The 20,310-nt window shown below is 30.0% G+C and carries 13 protein-coding genes; 11 read left to right on the plus strand and 2 right to left on the minus strand.

The window, feature by feature from the left end:
- Positions 1 to 267: 267 nt before the first annotated feature.
- Entirely contained in the window at positions 268 to 1,344 is a 1,077-nt protein-coding gene (locus tag F1564_RS01140; protein WP_018451330.1) for a M24 family metallopeptidase, read from the minus strand.
- Between the two features lie 414 nt (positions 1,345 to 1,758).
- Positions 1,759 to 3,051, minus strand: coding sequence for an OmpP1/FadL family transporter (locus F1564_RS01145; protein ID WP_018451331.1), 1,293 nt, complete (start codon positions 3,049 to 3,051; stop codon positions 1,759 to 1,761).
- 536 nt (positions 3,052 to 3,587) lie between these two features.
- Between F1564_RS01145 and F1564_RS01150 the strand changes: the two genes are divergently transcribed.
- The 11 genes from F1564_RS01150 to F1564_RS01200 all read left to right on the plus strand — a co-directional run bounded on the left by F1564_RS01150 (position 3,588) and on the right by F1564_RS01200 (position 20,202).
- Positions 3,588 to 8,564, plus strand: a complete 4,977-nt coding sequence (locus F1564_RS01150; RefSeq protein ID WP_018451332.1) for a translocation/assembly module TamB domain-containing protein — start codon at positions 3,588 to 3,590, stop codon at positions 8,562 to 8,564.
- An 8-nt stretch (positions 8,565 to 8,572) separates the two neighbouring features.
- Positions 8,573 to 10,903, plus strand: a complete 2,331-nt coding sequence (locus F1564_RS01155) for a BamA/OMP85 family outer membrane protein (RefSeq protein ID WP_018451333.1) — start codon at positions 8,573 to 8,575, stop codon at positions 10,901 to 10,903.
- 153 nt (positions 10,904 to 11,056) lie between these two features.
- Complete coding sequence (gene lpxD, locus F1564_RS01160) at positions 11,057 to 12,076, plus strand: UDP-3-O-(3-hydroxymyristoyl)glucosamine N-acyltransferase (protein WP_018451334.1); 1,020 nt, start codon at positions 11,057 to 11,059, stop codon at positions 12,074 to 12,076.
- Between the two features lie 109 nt (positions 12,077 to 12,185).
- A complete protein-coding gene (locus F1564_RS01165; protein WP_018451335.1) occupies positions 12,186 to 12,827 on the plus strand; it encodes a DUF4878 domain-containing protein in 642 nt (213 codons plus the stop codon).
- Positions 12,828 to 13,037: 210 nt separating this feature from the next.
- Positions 13,038 to 13,634: a porin family protein gene (locus F1564_RS01170; protein ID WP_018451336.1), complete on the plus strand. Its 597-nt coding sequence runs from the start codon at positions 13,038 to 13,040 to the stop codon at positions 13,632 to 13,634.
- A 278-nt stretch (positions 13,635 to 13,912) separates the two neighbouring features.
- Positions 13,913 to 15,025 carry an ABC transporter substrate-binding protein gene (locus F1564_RS01175; RefSeq protein ID WP_018451337.1) on the plus strand — a complete coding sequence of 371 codons (1,113 nt, stop codon included), beginning with the start codon at positions 13,913 to 13,915 and terminating at the stop codon, positions 15,023 to 15,025.
- An 81-nt stretch (positions 15,026 to 15,106) separates the two neighbouring features.
- Complete coding sequence (locus F1564_RS01180) at positions 15,107 to 16,225, plus strand: ABC transporter substrate-binding protein (protein WP_018451338.1); 1,119 nt, start codon at positions 15,107 to 15,109, stop codon at positions 16,223 to 16,225.
- A gap of 380 nt (positions 16,226 to 16,605) precedes the next feature.
- Positions 16,606 to 17,502 (plus strand): branched-chain amino acid ABC transporter permease, encoded by an 897-nt coding sequence (locus F1564_RS01185; RefSeq protein WP_018451339.1) that lies wholly within the window; start codon positions 16,606 to 16,608, stop codon positions 17,500 to 17,502.
- Between the two features lie 24 nt (positions 17,503 to 17,526).
- On the plus strand, positions 17,527 to 18,639 hold the full coding sequence (locus tag F1564_RS01190) for a branched-chain amino acid ABC transporter permease (protein WP_018451340.1): 1,113 nt from the start codon (positions 17,527 to 17,529) through the stop codon (positions 18,637 to 18,639).
- Positions 18,640 to 18,685: 46 nt separating this feature from the next.
- The gene (locus F1564_RS01195) at positions 18,686 to 19,444 is read left to right on the plus strand and encodes an ABC transporter ATP-binding protein (RefSeq protein ID WP_018451341.1); all 759 of its coding nucleotides are present in this window, start codon (positions 18,686 to 18,688) and stop codon (positions 19,442 to 19,444) included.
- A gap of 44 nt (positions 19,445 to 19,488) precedes the next feature.
- Positions 19,489 to 20,202: an ABC transporter ATP-binding protein gene (locus F1564_RS01200; protein ID WP_018451342.1), complete on the plus strand. Its 714-nt coding sequence runs from the start codon at positions 19,489 to 19,491 to the stop codon at positions 20,200 to 20,202.
- Positions 20,203 to 20,310: the final 108 nt, after the last annotated feature.

The following is a 20,310-nucleotide window of genomic DNA, read 5'->3' on the forward strand; positions in this document are numbered from 1 at the left end:
ATTTGTTATGAATTTTGAATTATACTTGAATCCATTTAAAATTGAACTATTAAAAATTATATGAATTTAGAGTTTGAGCAAAATATCCATAGCTTTTTAGTTCAGTTTTAAATAAGTTTTGCTATAAATTAAAAATTATTTTACAAGGAGTATTAATTAGTTTTAATATTATAATTTAAATTATAGCTACAAATATTATTTAACAAGGGGTCTTGGCCCCTTGTTTTAAGAAAATATAACTTTTATTTTTAAATTTTAAAAATATTTTTAAGATAGGATAATTAATTCCTTGTTACTCTTATTTAATACTTCTCTTCCATCTTTTTTGACTACGACATCATCTTCAATTCTGACTCCGCCCCATCCATCAAAATAAAGTCCGGGTTCAGAGGTAACTACCATGTTTTCCTTTAATTCAATCTGAGAAGCAGAAGATAAATAAGGCAATTCGTGAATTTCAGCACCAATTCCGTGTCCCAATCCGTGTCCAAAATATTCGCCATATCCCTTTTCATTAAAGAAATTTCTAACAGTTTTGTCAACTTCATCTGACATTATACCTTCTTTTATTGTGTTGATTCCCAATAATTGGGCTTCTAGAACCATATTATAAATTTCTTTATGTTTTTCTGTAATATTGTTTCCATAGTAAACAGTTCTTGTTATATCTGAGACATATCCTTCATAATATGCTCCAAAATCCATTGTGATAAATTCTTCTTTTTGAATTTTTTTATCAGAAGCTACTCCATGTGGCATAGCTGAACGATAACCGCTGGCAAAAATTGTTGTGAATGAACGGTCATCTGCTCCTAATTTTCTTTGAATATATTCCATATATGAAGAGACTTCCTTTTCAGAAACACCTTCCTTTATGATTTTTAAGGCTTCTGAAAATGCCACATCACTAATTTCTACCGCTTTTTTGATAAGAGCAATTTCTTCGTTAGATTTTACCATTCTTTCCATTACAAGTTTATTTCCAACAGGGGCTAATTCGACTTTAAAAATCTCTTTAATTGTTTGATAAAGCGAGAATGAAACATTAATATCTTCAAATCCGACATTTTTTAGTCCAAATTTCTTTATATATTCTCCAACTGTCTGAAGCGAACCACGTGAAACTTCAACAAATTCAAATCCCATTTCAGTAACTTCTCTAGTAGCTTGTGTTTTATATCTAAAATCCGAAAAGAAAAAATTTCCATATTTTGTCGCAAGAGCAACTCCAGTAGTTCCAGTAAATCCAGTAAAATATCGAAGATTATACAAATCTGTAATAAATAGTCCATCAATATTCAGTTCATTTAAGATTCTTGATAATTTTTCAGTTCTTTTTTCCATATTTTTCCCTCTTTTGCATTAAAATTTTTTACTTTTAAAGTGTAACATAAATTAGAAGTTTTTTCTATTTATTTTTTTACTTTTTCTTTTTCATTCACATTTAAATAGTGAATTAATTATGAATTTTTGGCAAAAGTTCAAAATAGCAAGTAGTCTAATTTTGTTTTTTAAATGAGATTTAGTAGTTCATAATTTATCTGAATTTGTGAAAATAGTTTAAAGTAAAAATAAAAAATAGCCAAAAAGATTTGTTCGATAACTTAATTTTTTTATTTAACAAGGGGTTAAGCCCCCTTGCTTTAGAATATTTATTTTATTAAATTTCAAATTGAACAAGTCTAATGACTAATTTTTATTTTATAATGGATTATGATTTTTGCGATTATTATCATAAAGATTAAAGAAGTTTAGATTTTAAAATTTATGTGTGTATCCAATTGTGAATACATTTACGTTTTTATCATATTTTACTTTTGATTTATCAATAGTAACTCCTGGAAGGGAAGTTTTCTCACGTTTTCCGTTGGAAGAATTATAGTTTACATGTGCTAGTCCAAATTTCCATTCTGAAGATTCTGTTGGTTTATAAGTAAGACCAGTTGCGTAAATTTGAGAATTTATCGCATATTCTACATCAGAGAATGATTCTTTTTTGGCTCCAGTGTCTGCATAGTTGAATCCGGCATGCCAAGTAAATTTATCATTAATTCTATAGTCTGCTCCAAAGTTTACTTCATATCCGTCATTATATTTAAATCTGTCTATTTTTGCGGCTTTGTTGAAATAATGTGTATATCCGCCAGAAAAAGTCCATTTGTTTACATCTTTTGAAACTCCTAATGCCAAAACTCCTGGCAAGTCACGTCTTAAATTAACTCCATCTGCATATTCTGGATAGAAGAATGAAATTCCTAAAGGTCGTCCTGCAAGAAGCATTTTATTATTTTCCTGAGCTTTTGACTTAAATTTTAATTTTACAGGTGTTTCATATTTTACTGCAAAATTTAAAGTATCAGTAGGTCTGTAGTCAAATCCGATGATTCCTCCAATTCCTTGGGCATTACGTTTTGAGTTCATTGATAAATAATTTTTGTTAAGACCGATAGCTGCTCCTACAAGTGGATTATAACTGTATTGTGCTTCCCCATCTAATTTTCTGTGAGCATAAACGTATTTAAGACCGCCTGACATTGAGAAAGTATCGTTGAATTTATAGGCACTTCCGAGCATTAGCTGATAGTAACGGTTTTGTCCTGTAAAACGGTTTTTTACAACTTTCGCTCCGAGCTTTCCTCCAGTAATATTGTTAAAAGTTTCTCCAGCCAGTTCAATTCCAGCAACTCCATCGTTATAACGAAGAGTAGCTCCGCCTGCAATAACGCTTAGATTTCCAAAAAATGAGTAATTATTTTTTTTGTATAAAAGATTAAATGAAGGTGCTCCTGCATATCTATGTGATTTTAATTTTTTCCCATTTAATGTCATTGATTCATCAATCATTGAATTTTGTAAATTTGCATTAATATAAGTTCCATCATCTAAAAAAGCAGTTCCTGCTGGATTATAAAAGGCACCTTCTACAGAAATTTGTCCTGTTTGAGATGGATTTTGAAAGTATGAGGCTGAATTATTTGATAAATAATCAATACTTGCTGCATTTGAAAAAATTGCAGTTAAAACTGATAGAATGGCTATTTTTAATTTCATAATTTTTTCTCCTTATTTTTAATTTCTGTTTTTTCATTTTGTTGTAGTTATTTATAAAATTTAAATAATATACATTTTTAAATTTTAATTTTTTTTAAATTTTTTATAAGAAATTTATAAATGTTGCTATTATTTTATTTTTATAACTTCTACTTTTAAAATTTATCATTTTTATTAATATATTTATTTGATAAAATTTTAAGTACAGATAATATAACATGTGTTATATAAAAAGTCAATAAATTTATTTTGATAATAAAAGTTTTTTTGACCAATATGTCGAGCAATTTATTTTATTCAATAATTTAAGTCAAGAGAATGAGTCATATAATTGAGTTTAATTTTTTCTAAGCGAAAAAAACATATATAATAATAGATTTTTATGTAAATTTATGATAAAATAAAAAAGATGTTTTCTCTTGAACATAAATTTTGAAAATACAAGAAAAGATAAAGAAAGCATAGATGGAAATTAGGACAATGAAAATAATTATCCTTTTCAAAAAAAACAGAGAAGAGGAGGTAAAAAACGTGAGATGAAATACATAAAGAGATCTTTGATTGTATTTATTTTTCTTCTAATGTCTTTATTTGCGTTAAAGTTTTATATTTCGACAAAAAACTTTAGGGGCGTACTGACTTCAATTTTGAAGAGCAGCGGACTGAACGTTGAATTTAGGGCTGTCAAGTTAATCGGGTTTAGTAAAATTCAAATTGACAACTTGAAAGTTAAAGATCTTAAGGGAAATGTAGTTATTGATGCTAAAAAAACTACGGCTGGAATAAGTCTTCTTATGCCGACAAGGCTTAATAGAATTGACGTGTATAATGGAACTGTAAATTTAGAACGTAGAAAAAATGAAGATTATAATATTCTTCATGTAATAAAAACAGATCCTAAAAAGCCAAAGACATTTGATCCAACAAGTAGAATCGGAAAACTTCATATTCACAATACAGTTTTAAATTATACAGATGTAACTTATACTAAAAAAATAAGTAAAACATTGAAAAAAGTGAATGGAAGATTGGAAACATCAAAATCTCGTGGTTTCTCACTTGTTGCAAAAGGTTCTGGAAATAAAAGCCAAGATGGGAAAACTGAAGTGTTAAAGATTGAATTAAAAAGCCTTATGAAATCTAAGCAATCAATTTATTCAATGTTTGATAAAATAAAAAACAGCGATGAAAGAAGAAAAGAATTTCGTCTGAATTTTGGTTTTGAAAATGTTGGAATAACTGAAGAACTGGGACAATATGTACCTCTTGATATGATAAAGGTAAAAGGCGGAACACTTACAGGTGTATTAAAATTAGAACACGATAAAATCAAAAAGGCAATGCAAGTTTTAGGAAGTTTGAAAATTAAAAATGGAAAATTGACTTATGTTGATTTTGATGGTGATATTGAAGATGTTAATGCTGTTATTGATTTGAAAAAAGATAAGATCACAGTAAATGCAAATACCAAGTTAAGTGAAAGTCCAGTAACTTTGACATTGGCGTATTTTATACAAAATCAAAAACTGAACTTAAAACTGGTTACAGATAAACTTCCATTTGAGCAAATTGCACGGTATAAAATAATTAAAGGTTCAAAAATTTCAGCTGAAGGTGCGGTTACAGGAAATCTTGAAGTAAATGTCGATACAAAAAATAAAAAGACAGCACTTACTGGGAAATTTTCTTCAGATAACATAAATATTTCAAATTATAATTTTCAAAATATAAAAACTTCTATGAAAATTGCAGATGAAAAACTGACTTTAACTGATACATCTTTCTTATTTAATGAAGAATTTTCAGGATTTAAAGTAAATGAAGATGTTAAAGTCGGAAAATTTGAATATGATCTGAAAAAGAAAACTGGTACAGGAAATTATGTATTAAGCAACCTTGGTTCTGATTTTGACATTAAAAAAATTACTGGAAGTGCTAAAATATCGCCGAAAAATATCATAACAGGTACGGTGAGATCCAATGTTCTAAAAGGTAGATATACAGTAAATCCAAAAGCACAGACAGTTGCAGTAAATGCAAGAAGTAACGGTTATTTTACTGTAAATTATAGTAGCAAGGCTTATAAAATCAGTCCTGATGTTGACAATCTAGTTGTGAAGTTTAACAGTAAAAATATACTTCGTTCTGGAATAATTAAGGCAAGAGTAAAAGATTTATCAGTTCCTTTTATAAAAGCTATAAAGGTCAAGGTAAGAATTCGTAATGGAAATTACAGAATAAGCGGAACAGCTGGAATGAAAGGTGGGGGAGTATTAAATATAAGCGGAACAACAACTTCCAATATGAAACATTCATACTCCCTTAATTTGCCAAAAGAAGTTGATATTGCAAAGTTGTTAAGGGCTAATGGATACAACTTTAACGGGCTGGATAAGGCAAAATTGCCTGCAACTGCAGAAGCCAGGATTAATGGTGTAAATAATAAGTTTTCTGGAACTTATGAAATCCATAGCCCTTATGGTGAATATCTGGGAAAGTATAAAAATTTACATGTTAATGGTAAAATTAATGATTTGACAAATTTGGATATGACAGTCAATGCAAAGGTAAAAGAACTGCAGTTTGAAAATCAGCGTTTGAGAAATGTAACAGCTAATCTTGGAATAAAGGATAATGCTGTTAATATCGCAAGTATAAGAAATGAAAACCTGAATGCAAGTGGTACATATAACATCAAATCTGGTAAAATAGATATAACTGCAGGATTAAAAAATTATATGTTCACTAATAATAATTTGCCCTCTAAAATGAATGTAAAAATTGGAACATTAAATGCTAATTTGACAGGAACGGCAGATAAACTTTCTGGAAATTATGAACTTTATAGTCCTTATGGGGAATATGTAGTGGAATACGAGAAATTGCATGCCAATGGCAAAATCAATAATTTATTAAATCTAGATCTGACAGCTAACGCAAAAATGGATGAATTATGGCTTAATTATCAGCGTTTAAAGGATGTAACAGCTAATCTCGGAATAAAAGATAATGTTGTTAATATCGCAAGTATAAGAAATGAAAACCTGAATGCAAGTGGTAAATATAACATTAAATCTGGTAACATGGATATAAATGCAGCATTAAAAGATTATATGCTTTATGACACTTCTCCATATAAAGTGAATTTAAAAGTTAAAAATTTGGATGCAAATTTAACAGGAACAGTAGATAAACTTTCTGGAAGTATAATAATGCCATCTGCACCAACAACAATAAAATCAACTTATGTAGGTGATACAAACGCATCAATTAGTATAAAGGATGGGATTATGAGATTTGACGATGTGACTTTACGTGAAAATAAACTAAATGGAACTTATGATCTTAAAACTGGAATTTCAGATATTGAGCTTAGTTTAAATGAGCCAGATATTCCAAAACTTTTGGATATGAAAGAGTTGACATTTGGAACGAAGTCAAATCTTAAGCTTAAGGGAAATTTAAATAATTTTAACTTGGAAGGACAGTTAGCTTTAAATAATATGAGTCTTAAAAGTTATAAAATTCCGCATATTGTTGCAGATATTAAATATTCTAATGGAACTACAGATAAATTGTTTAAGTATGGAACATTTGATTTGCAAAAGTTGAGATTTATTGGAGATAATCAGGAAACATTATTTGAAACACAGACTAAATTTGATTTAGCAAATGTAAATATTGATTATCAGTTGGAAAAACAAAAATTTTCGCTTGATTCGATACAGGACTTAAAAGATAAGGGATATAGTGGAGATATAGATTTTGGATTCTTTTATCGTGGAAGTTTTGAGAAATTTATAACTGGAGTTAAGATAAAGTCAGATTCAGTTAAACTTAGTGGATTTCCTGTGAAAAATGTGGATATTGATTTACAAGCTGATGAAAAAGCTTTAAATATTGGACAATTTTATTTAGAATATGAAAAAAATCCACTTCTTGTAAATGGATATGTCCAATTTATACCAGTAAAGTATAATGTTTCTATGTTAGCAAAAGACTTTAACTTGGATTTCTTAGGGATTAATAAAGATATAGAGCAAGCAAGTGGAGTTGCGAATATAGATGCGATTTTCTCAAATGAAGCTACAACAGGTCATATTTTGTTGAATAACTTTAATTATAAAACAAAGGATAAATTGACGCTTATAGATAACGTGAATACTGATATTAATCTTAAAAATAATAAACTTATAGTAAATAGGCTAGATGGTGGATATAATGGAGGAACTTTTAAAGTAACAGGAGATTTGGATGTTCCAACTATTCCTAATGATTTTATGAAGACAAAGCGTCTGGAACTTGGAAAATTTGAATTGAATGCAAACCTTAACAATGTAGGACTTCATTATGGAACGGGAATAGATTTCGCACTTAGTGGAAATGCAATATTTACAGAAAACAGATTGTTTGGAGATCTTGTTGTGAATAATGCTCAAATACGTGAGATTCCAAATTTTAATTCATCAAATTCAGAAAATGCTGAAATGGAAAACTCAGAACAGCAGAAGAAAAAAGAACAAGATAAAACAATTGTAGAAGGAATTGTAGAAGAGGTAATTGACAAAATATTAAAGCAGTATACAGTTGAATTAAATGTTCAAGCTGGTGACAATGTAAAAATTAATATTCCAAATGTAAGCATTGTGAGAAATATAAAAGGGACAGTAAAAGGTTCATCTGAAATTACTTATGCTGATAGTCAAATTGGAATAGATGGAGAGTATGGAATTACAAAAGGTTCTTTTTCTGTAAATGGTAATGATTTTAAAATTGAAGGGGCAGAGATAAGATTTGTTCCATCTATTAATGGCCTAACAGCGTCTGTATCAGATCCATTTGTGATTTTTGATGCTAGTACAGTAGTAAATGGTGATAGGATTGAAATAAGTGTAAATGGAAATATAAGTAATCCTGAGATTAGATTTACATCTTCTTCTGGAAAAACTAGAGAAGAAATAATATCATTACTTGCATTTAATACTGTAATTGGAAATAGTGATAAGCCTGGTGAAAATAAGGATAATTCAGCCGATGGAGTAGTAGTGGCAGGATCCTTAGTCAATACTGCATTAAATGAACTGTTTCTTTCATCAGTAACTGGTAAAATAAAAGATGTATTAGGAATATCAAAATTCAATGTTTCTACGAATGTTGACCGTTCAAATAAAACAGGAGAATATAGTGCGGCGACAACGCTTACACTGCAGAATAATTTATACAAGGATAGATTATTTTGGAATGCTTCAGTTAAATTTCCATATCAGACTTCAAAAAACGATGAAAAAAATCCAATTGGATATAATGCGTGGTTAAGTTATGGTGTTTCAAATGGATTAGATTTAAGAATCGGAGGAGAAAGTCTGAAAAGATCTAGTTCTAGTACGAATATGAGTAACGGTGCAAAGATAAATTATTATTTTGGAGTCGATTTTTCAACGAAAGCTGATACATTTGGAGATCTTTTAAAAAAGATATTTAGGAAGAAAAAATTAGATACACTAAAAAAATAGGAGGAAAAATGTCAAAACAAAGAGTAAGAAATAAAATTTATGCTTTGATCATTACGGTGACATTATTTATGTCTGTAAATAATTTATCGGAAGCTGAAGAAAAAAGCACAGTAGCTGGAATGGAATTGGCGGATAATGCAGGTAGAATATCTAGCCGTGAAGAGTTAGATAACGATGATAGAATTTCAGACATTAAAAGCAGATATACTACTGAAGAAGTAGAACTTGGTAATGAATTATCGAGTAAAAAGGCTAAAAAAAATAGAAGAAATTCAGCACGTCAAGCAGCAAAAGGAAAAGGTAAAACAAATAATGTATTTGAAGCAGATAGAGAAACAAAACATGATTTAAAAGTTGGTTCGATTGAATTTTCAAATTTAAAAGAGTTATCTCCAGATTTGTTATTGTCAAAAATACCTGTAAAATCAGGGGATAGCTATACTAATAAAAAACTTAGTGATATTTATCTTTCACTTAAAAGACTGGGATACATCTCGGAAGCAAATGTTTATCCCAAAATTCGTGGAAATACTGTAAATATAATGGTTGAAGTTGCAGAAGTTGAAAATGCTTCAGCAATTATTCAAAGAAAACAAATGCAAGAAGAGATGAAAAAAGAGACAGAATATACTGTAGCAAGTATTGATATTGAAGGATTGCAAACTCGTAGAAAAGAAGAATATCTAAAGAATTTGCCAATTAAGCCAGGAGATATTTTCGTACCGCAAAAGGCAGTTGATGGAGCACAAAAAATATTTGACTCTGGATATTTTTCAACAGTTGAACCAAAAATTGACAGAAAAGCGGATAATACTGTTTCAATAGTTTATGAAGTAAAAGAAAATCCAGCTATTCAAAGTATAAGTTTTGAAGGAAATACACTGTATAAAGATGCTGAGTTAGAAAAAGCTTTAGGCATAAAAAAAGGTGAAATTTTAAACGGTAATTTATTGAATCCTGATAAGAATGGAATAATAAAGTTATACAATAAGGATGGATATTCTGTTGCAAGAATTGAGTCAATAAACGTTTCAAATGAAGGGGATATAAAAATAGGATTGTCTGAAGGAGTTGTTGATTCTGTAGAATTTGAAAAGGCGCCTTCTAGAAAGGATAATGAAAGACAGTCTGAAAAACGTTCTGTCTTAAGAACAAAACCTTATATATTTGAGAGAGTTCAAAAAATAAAACCTGGACAAATTTTTCAAACTAAAAATATAAAGGATACGGTAGAAGAACTTTACAGAACAGGAATGTTTACTTCAATAGAGCCAGTTCTTGAAGGAAAAGAGGATGATCCAAATGCAAGAGTTGTAAAATTACTTGTAGAAGAACGTCCAACTACTACAATTAATGGAAGTATTTCTTATGGAACTTCTGTTGGTTTAGTAGGGGAACTTAAACTAGCAGATTCAAACTTCTTGGGAAAAGGTCAAGATGCCGCAATTACTTTATCAGCTTCAAATAAAGGAGATAAAACATTTGATATTAGCTGGTTTGATCCTTGGATAAGAGGAACTGAACGTGTTCAAGCAGGAGGAACAATTTACTGGAATGTATCAGTTGATGACAATGCTGATCCAGATGAAGTGGAAAAAGTTAAAAAAATTGGTACTCGTTGGACAATTGGTAAAGGACTTAATAGCGATCTTTATGTAAGATTGGCAGCAAGATACGATCATTATGAAGAATTATTCTCAAATAAAAAAGTAAATGATAAATATAATTTGCTTGCAGTAGGGCCATCATTAATTTATGATACAAGAAATAATCAATATAGTCCTACAAAAGGAATTTATTCAATATTTTCTTATGAAAGAGGAGAACTTATAAATGATCCTAGAAAGTATGATCAGTTTGAAGCCGATTTAAGAGCTTATCATCCAACATTCTTTGGTGATAAAAATGTAATGGCGTATAGAGTAGCTTGGGGATCAACAGGAAGCGGAACACCGGAAGCATTGAGATTTAGCATAGGTGGAGCTGAATCAATTCGTGGATATGATTATAGTGCATTTGATGGATATGATAAATTTCATGCAACTATTGAAAATAGAACAAAAATCAATGACACGTTGCAGCTAGTAGCATTCTTTGATATAGGAAATGCTTGGCAAAAGGAGTCAAAAGATCCTATTACTGGTAAAAAAATCTATAAACCAAATAGAAAAGATGCTCATGACTTTAAAGATCTTAAAAAAGGTTATGGAGTTGGGGTAAGATTGAATACGCCAATTGGACCGTTAAGATTTGATTATGGTTGGCCTATGGATCCAGAGAAAAAAGGTGAGAAAAAAGATAAAGGTAAATTTTACTTTAGCTTTGGACAATCATTCTAGTTTTTCAAATAAATAAAAAATAAAAATAGTTAAAGAGGGATGATTAATTTCATCCCTATAATTTTATAAAAGTTCTGTAAAAATACAGTGTTTGTCGTAATTTTTAGACTTTTACAGATGGCTAAAAGAAAAATAAATAAGGAGATGTTCAAAATGTATGATATAAAAGAAATAGCAAGATTAGTTAGTGGAAAAATAAATGGAAATGAAAATTTGGTCTTAAAGAAATTATCGCCGTTTTTTTATGCGACAGAAGATGAACTGACTTTCGCAGCAGATGAAAAAATGTTAAAAAATATTGAAAAATGTAATGCTGGGGCAATAGTTGTTCCGCCATTGAAAAATTTGCCAAAAGATAGAACGTATATTATAGTTGAAAAAAATCCGAGAGAACTGATGCCGATTTTATTAAATTATTTTAAGCCAAAAATAAAGCCGTTTGAAAAAGCAATAGAAGATTCGGCATTAATAGATGAAACAGCGAATGTTTCAAGAATTAACACTTATATTGGACATAATGTGAAAATTGGTAAAAATGTTGTAATCTATCCAAATGTTTCGATTTTTGAAGGAACAGAAATCGGAGAAGGAACGATTGTTTATTCAAATGTTACTATTAGGGAATTTTCTAAGATTGGTAAAAAATGTATTTTTCAACCAGGAGCTGTTATCGGGTCTGATGGGTTTGGTTATATAAAAGTAAAAGGCGATAATGTAAAGATAGATCAGATTGGAAATGTTATATTGGAAGATGAAGTTGAAATTGGAGCAAATACTTGTATTGATAGAGGAGCTATTGGTGATACAATTGTAAAAAAAGGTACAAAGATTGATAATTTAGTTCACATTGGTCATAATGATGTGATTGGTTCTAATTGTTTTATTATTGCACAAGTTGGAATTTCTGGAAGTGTGGAAGTGGGAGATAATTCAATACTTGCAGGACAAGTTGGAGTAGCAGGACATCTTAAAATCGGAAACAATGTGGTAATTGCGGCAAAATCAGGTGTTACAAATGATGTGCCGGATGGAAAGAAAATGTCAGGTTATCCGTTAAGAGAGCATATGGAAGATTTGAGAGTGAAAATGTCAATGGGGAAAGTGCCTGAACTTGTAAAACGAGTGAAAAAACTTGAAAAAAATATTAATACAAAATTTGAGGATAAAAAATAAAAGATGACTTTTCTATCGAAATTTTAAAACTTCCTTGACTTATTAATTCAAATGATGTAGAATAAATAATAAAGAACAAAGAGATTATATAAAGAGAAGGGAGTTATAGATGAAAAAATTACTGTTAGGGATATTTATGCTTTTATGCCTAGTTAGCTGTGGATCAGGGCCTAACGACACAGTTTCAAAATTTATTAATAATATAAAGGCTGGCAAGCCGAGAGAAGCGGCAAAATATGCTATTGATGATAGTTTTGAAGGAGATTTAGAAATAACATATAATAATAAAACTCAGGAATTACTTTTTAAAACATTGTTAAAAAATCTTGAATATAAAATAGTTGGAACAGAAAAGCAGGATAATGACACTACTATTGTAACTGTAGAAGTAACAAATTTAGATGTACAAAAAGTATTTTTACAAGTTTTCCAAAAAATGTCACAAGAAGTTTTTACAAATAAAGATTCTAAGTCACTTTCAGTTGAAGAAAGATTTAAACAGGAGATTGAAGCAAAAGATAAACCAAAAACAAAAAACAGAACAAAATTTATAGTTAAGAAGACTCCACAAGGAGAAAAAGTAGTAGTAACAGCTGAAAATATTGATGTATTGCTTGGGAAGCTTAATACAACCTTATTAAATTTGGGTAATCTTGGAAAAGAAGAAGAAACAGCAGTAGAACTTCCAGAAACAGGACCATCAACAGGAGTATCACAAAAGCCTGAAGAACTTAGAGATCAAAATAAATAAAACATCCTATGCTAAAAACAATCATTCTTTTGATTTATATTTTATAAAGTTTGGTTGTTTTTTCTTGCAAAGGTAAAACAATATATATAAAAATTTATTTATAAGAACTATGATGTATAATTAGTTATCATTTGAAGCTAAGGAATCTTTAAATGAAAAAATCATAATAAAAAATTTCAGAGGAGTTTTTTAAAAGAAAGGTGATTGACTATGAAAAAAACATTAATTAGTTTATTTTTAGTTTTAGGAGCCGCTTCATTTGCCGATACTGGAAAAATTGAAGCTAGAGGTGGAATAGATTTCGGTGGAAAATACCATTATGGAGGAAACTACAAAGATCAAAAAACTAAAAACAGTTCAGGAGAAATCGGAGTTGAATATAGAAATGAAGTAGTTCCTGGATTAGAAGTTGGAGGAGGTACAGCTTTCCAATTCCACAAAGATTTAAAAGATAAAGTAAGTGGACAAAATGAAAAAAACTATAGTTCTGTTCCAGTTTATGCAACTGCAAAATATACTTTTGATACACAAACAGCAGTAAAACCTTATTTAAAAGGTGATTTAGGATATTCATTCAATAGTGGAAATCACGATTATGGAACTTTAGGAAAATTCGAAGCTAAAAATGGATTATACTATGGAGTAGGTGGAGGAATTAACTTCAACAACGTAAACGTGGAACTTATGTATAAAGAAAACCAAGGTGACTATAAATATGAAGGACCTTTAGGTGTATCTAGAAAATATGATGCTAACTACAGAAGAGTATCTCTTGGTGTAGGTTATGATTTCAACTTAGGAAACTAATAAATAATAGTTTAGTATTTTAATAACAAAAAAAATAATTTTTGGCTACTACGAAATGTAGTAGTTTTTTTATACAAATTTTTAAAAATAATTTCAATTCTTTATTTTTTTGTGATATAATAATAAACATAGATAAGTGTATAAACAATTTATACTATTTTCCACTTAAATTAACAGATTTTTTATGAGTCTTTTTGGAAAAGGAATCTTGAAATAACTGAAAGATAATTTGTTTTTTTATGTGAATTTAGTATTAAAATAGAAAGGAAGATGACAATATGAAAAAAATATTTTTAATGATGCTGTTAGCCACGATGTTTATTGTCGGATGTGGTAAAAAATCTGCCAATGGTAATGTCATAAAAATTGGAGTTATTGCACCGCTTACAGGGAATTATGCACAATATGGAGTGGCGGTAAAAGAAGGTGTGGAACTGAAGGTTGAGGCTATTAACAATGCAGGTGGAATCAATGGTAAAAAAATTGAACTTGTGACTGCAGATAGCAAAGGAGATGTTCAAGAAGCGGTAAATGCCTTTAAAAAGATGGTTTCACAAGATAAGGTTAATGTTGTGATTGGGGAAGTTGTGTCAGCTACTTCACAGGCTATTTCAGGACTTGCACAACAGGCAAAAGTGCCTTTAATTTCCGCAACTGCTACAAACCTTGATGTTACAAAGGGAAAAGATTTTGTATTTAGAACAACATTTACAGATCCTTATCAAGGGACTGCCACTGCAAAATATGCAAAATCTAAAGGTGTAAAATCAATTGCGATATTGACAAATTCTTCAAATGACTATTCTATAGGAATTGCAAATGCGTTTAAGGCACAAGCTGAAAAAGATGGAATAACTATTACTGAAGAAAAATATACAAATGATGATAAAGATTTTAAAGCAATATTGACAAAAGTAAAAGGACAAAATCCACAAGCTATTTTTATACCTGATTATTACAATACAATTGGACTTATTATTTCACAAGCTAAAGATTTGGGAATTAATGCACAGTATTTTGGTGGAGATGGATGGGATGGAATTCAAACTAACTTTGGAAAAGTTGCAGAGGGAGCAATTTTTGCAAGTCAATTTTCTCCAGATGATAAATCTGAAAATGTCCAAAAATTTATGAAGGCTTATAAAGCTAAGTATAACAAAGAGCCAATAATGTTTGCGGCACTTGGTTATGATACTGTGCAAATTGTAGAAACTGCTCTAAAATCTACGAAAGATATGTCTGGAGCATCTATAAGAGAAGCTATGAATAATGTAGGCGGTATAGATTTGATAACTGGTAAATTAAAATTTGATGCTGATAGAAATCCTGAAAAGGCAGTTACATTTATCCAAGTAAAAGGTGGAAAACTTACATTAAAGGAAAAATTCTAAAAGTAAAAAAATTCAAGAAAATAAAAAGTTTTAAGTGAATTATTTTGAATATAAAAATAAATTTTGTAAAGGAGAACAATTATGAAAAAGATATTATTTTTAATTTCATTATTGGCATTGTTTGTACTTAGCTGCGGAGCTAAAACTGCAAAAGATAAAAATGTTATAAAAGTTGGTGTTATTGGAGCTTTGACTGGAAATGTAGCGCAATATGGAACAAGTACAATCAATGGATTTAAGTTAAAAGTAAAGGAAATAAATGCTGCTGGTGGAATTAACGGTAAAAAAATCGAACTTGTTGTGGCAGATAGTAAGGGAGACGCACAGGAAGCAATCAATGCATTTAAAAAAATGGTTTCACAAGATAAAATTGATATTTTTATGGGAGAAGTTACATCTGGACCATCTCTTGCAATTGCACCGCTTGCACAACAAGCAAAAATTCCTATGATTACAGCAACTGGAACTGCATTTGATATTACAAAAGATAAAGATTTTGTATTTAGAACAACATTTACAGATCCTTATCAAGGTGTTATCGTTGCAAAATATGCAAAAGCAAAAGGTTATAAAAATATTACAGTATTGACTAATACAGGTAGTGATTATTCTGTTGGACTTGCAAACGCATTTAAGGAACAAGCTAAAAAAGAAGGAATCCAAGTTAAAGAAGAACAATATACTGCTGATGACAAAGACTTTAGAGCTTTACTTACAAAAGTAAAAGGATACAATCCTGAAGTAATTTTTGTACCTGATTATTATAATACTATTGGATTAATTTTGACACAATCAAAAGATCTTGGAATAAACGCTCAATTTATGGGTGGAGATGGATGGGATGGAATCCAGACTAACTTTGGAAAAGTTGCTAATGGAGCAATTTTCGCAAGTCAATTTGCACCAGACGATCCTGATCCAAATGTTCAAAAATTTATTGCATCATACAAAAAAGAATACAAAGCTAATCCAATTATTTTTGCAGCTTTAGGATATGATACTGGAACAATTTTAGAAACTGTATTGAAAAATGTAAAAGATCTTTCTTCAAAAGATGCAATTAAAGATGCAATTAAAAACTTTAATGGAACAAATCTTGTTACAGGTTCATTAAAATATGATTCAGAAAGAAACCCTGAAAAGAAAGTTACATTCATTGAAGTAAAAGATGGAAAACTTACATTAAAAGAAAAATTCTAGAATAATAGAATTGTTTGTAAATTAGAGAAATTTAAAATTTAAAAAAGCAAATATTTTAAAGCAAGGGGTTTTGACCCCTTGTTGAAATAAAAAAATTTAGATTGTCAAATATATCTAAATATAGGCAATAATAATTATTATAAAGTTCGGTTGTTGGGGATTTTTTCTTTTTTCTGGCAATCGAGAACTTTTTTTATCTAAAAGAGTTTTTATTTAATGATTTAGAATTTAGTAAAATAAAGACAATGAAATTTAGTAAATAAAAATATACGTAAGCAGCTTTAAGATTATATGGAAATTTGAGTAAAATTAAATATAGTTTTTAGGTTGCCTAAGTATAAAATAAACTGTATAAATAGAAGATATAGGAGTTTAAAATTATGTTAAAGAGTTTTATTGAACAAACTATTAACGGACTGCAAACTGGAAGTATTTATGCCCTGATTGCTTTGGGATACACAATGGTTTACGGTATCGTTAAACTTATAAATTTTGCACATGGTGATATACTTATGGTGGGAGCTTATATTACGCTTATCGCTGTGTCAAATGGGATGCCATTGATACTGGCTATTGTTTTATCAATTGTTTTGTGTGCGATTTTGGGAGTTGTGATCGACTTTTTTGCGTATCGTCCAATTAGGAATGCACCTAAAATTTCGGCATTGATTACTGCGATTGGAATGAGTTTTTTACTGGAAAGTCTGGCACTTATAATATTTGGTGCAAATCCAAAAGTTATTGATCCAAAATATATACCAGCATTTTTATCAAATGATAATAAAATGAAGCTAGGATTCTTACAAATAAGCACACTTACAATATTTGTAATTGTGATTACAATAATATGTATGGTAGCTTTAAATTTATTTATTAAAAAGACAAAATTGGGAAAAGCTACAAGAGCGGTTTCACAGGATACAGGAGCGGCACAGCTTATGGGAATTAATGTAAATAAGACTATTGCCATAACATTTGCAATTGGTTCTGGACTTGGTGCATTAGGTGGAGCATTGTATGCGATTGTTTATCCCCAAATTGAGCCATATATGGGGATGCTGCCTGGATTGAAGGCATTTATTGCGGCTGTATTTGGAGGAATTGGAAGCATTCCTGGAGCTATGGTTGGTGGATATGTTCTGGGACTGCTTGAAGCGTATGTAAAAGGGTCATCGCTTACAACTTGGGCAAATCCAATTGTATTTGGTGTGCTTATATTAATATTGATTTTTAGACCAAATGGATTATTTGGTAAAAATATGAAGGAAAAAGTATAACTTAGAAGGGAGGAAATTGAAAAAATGGAAAAAAATAACAAAGATGTGAAGACAGAAAATATAGCTAGTTCAGAAAAGAATCATGATGAACATTCTAAAAAAGATAAAGAAACAAAAAATTCCAGATGGAATGACTTAAATTATTTCAACAAATTAAATGTGAAAAATTATGTTGCTACATTTCTTTTGATAATTGTATTTTATTTTGTTCTAAGTTTTACTTTTAATCCAAATGACCCTTTCAGCTATACAAAGGGAATCTATATAAATATCCTAATATACGTATTATTTTCAGTAAGTTTGAATATAACAGTTGGACTTATGGGACAGCTTAATTTGGGACAAGCTGGATTTATTGCAATTGGCGGATATTCAGCGGCATTTATTTCAAAAATATTAGTTCAGTATAATTTACCGCCATTTTTACAATTAATTATAGTATCACTATTTGGTGGATTAGTTGCGGCTGTATTTGGATTTTTAGTTGGGGGAAGTACGCTTAGATTAAGAGGAGACTATCTTGCAATTATTACACTTGCCTTTGGAGAAATTATAAAATATATTATTCAAAATTTAGACTTTTTAGGTGGAGCGACTGGACTTAGCAATATTCCGACACTTTTGAGTTTTTCAAATACGTATTTCATTGTAGTTATCTCAATTATTGTAATTGCGATGGCTATGACTTCACGAAAAGGAAAGGAAGTTTTGTCAATTAGGGAAGATGAAATTGCGGCTGAAAATATTGGAATTAAATTAAATCGTGTAAAACTTTATGGCTTTGCACTTTCAGCATTTTTTGCTGGAATTGGGGGATCACTATTTGCGCATAATGTAGGAATTTTAACGCCTGATAAATTTGGTTTTTTATTCTCAATAGAAATTCTTGTTATGGTGGTGCTTGGAGGACTTGGAAGTATTACAGGAGCGATTGTCGCTGCAGTGATTTTGACATTATTAAATGAAAAATTAAGAGACGTTTCACAATTTAGATACTTAGTTTATGCAATTATATTGATTTCGTTAATGATTTTCCGTCCAAAAGGAATTTTCGGTACAAAGGAATTTACATTTGCAGGCACAAAAAAAAGAATTAAGCGAATTAGAGATTATAAAAATAATAAAAATGAAAATTAAGTATTTTTAATAAAATAAAAAAAGAAGTAAAATAGGAGATATGAATATGTCATTATTAAAAACGACAGATTTGGGAATATCTTTCGGAGGGCTAAGAGCAGTTGATGATGTAAATATTGAAATAAAGGAAGGTGAACTGATTGGATTGATTGGTCCAAACGGAGCTGGAAAAACAACAATATTTAATTTACTTACAGGTGTTTATAAGCCTACAGATGGAGATATTTCTATAAATCAGATTAGTATAAATAAAAAAACCACTCCACAAATAGTTGCTTTGGGAGTTGCCAGAACATTTCAAAATATTAGGCTTTTTAAAGAATTAAGTGTACTAGATAATGTAAAGCTGGCATTTAACAATAGTATGAATTATAATACTTTTGAAGCGATTTTTAGACTTCCTAGATTTTGGAAAGAAGAAAAGGAAGTGACAGATAATGCACTTGATTTATTAGATATTTTTGATATGGCTGAAATGGCAAATATTACAGCTGGAAACTTGTCTTATGGACAACAAAGAAAACTAGAAATAGCAAGGGCTTTGGCAACAAATCCTAAATTATTGCTGCTAGACGAGCCAGCGGCTGGAATGAATCCAAATGAAACGAAGGAATTAATGAATACAATTAGCTTTATAAGAAATAAGTTTAAAATTGCGATTTTGTTAATCGAACACGATATGGATCTGGTAATGGGAATCTGTGAAAGATTATATGTGTTAAACTTTGGAAGAATCATTGCTTCAGGACTTCCAGATGAAATTCAGAATAATAAGGAAGTTATCGCAGCTTATCTAGGAGAATAAAATTTAAGCTGTAAAATTAATAAAATTAGCAAAAAGGAGGAAATGTGAATATTTTAAATGTAAATGACTTAAATGTCTATTATGGCGGAATTCATGCCATAAAAAACATTTCATTTCAGATAAAAAAAGGTGAAATTGTCTCTCTAATCGGTGCAAATGGAGCTGGAAAAACATCCACACTTCACGCTATTTCAGGGCTTGTACCAATAAAATCAGGAGAAATTTCCTTGAGCGGAGAAAATATAACCAATGCTGATGCCTACAAACTTGTCAGCCGTGGAATGGCACACGTGCCAGAAGGACGTAGAATCTTTACAGAGCTGACTGTACTGGAAAACTTGGAAATGGGAGCATACACAAGAAATGATGCAGATCAAATAAAAAAAGATATGGAACATATGTTTTCATTGTTTCCAAGACTTGCCGAACGTAAAAAACAATTGGCAGGAACAATGAGTGGAGGAGAGCAGCAAATGCTGGCAATGGCAAGAGCCTTAATGTCAAATCCTTCGTTATTATTACTAGATGAGCCATCAATGGGACTAGCACCATTATTAGTGCAGGAAATTTTCAATATTATTGAAAGAATTAATAAGGAAGAAAACGTAACTGTGCTGTTAGTAGAACAAAATGCCAATATGGCACTATCAATCGCAGATAGAGGATATGTTCTGGAAACTGGGAAAATCATTCTGGAAGGAACTGGGAAGGAACTGCTTACAAATCCTGAAATTAAGAAGGCTTATTTGGGAGGATAAAATTAAGAAACTAGAATATTTGTTTTTGAAAACTGTCTTGAAAAGTTTTTTAGCTTTTTGAGATGGTTTTTTGTTTTGAAGAAGTTTTTTAAAAAAGGAAAAATTGAA

This window comes from Leptotrichia shahii (assembly GCF_008327825.1).
In the GTDB taxonomy this organism is placed as follows: domain Bacteria; phylum Fusobacteriota; class Fusobacteriia; order Fusobacteriales; family Leptotrichiaceae; genus Leptotrichia; species Leptotrichia shahii.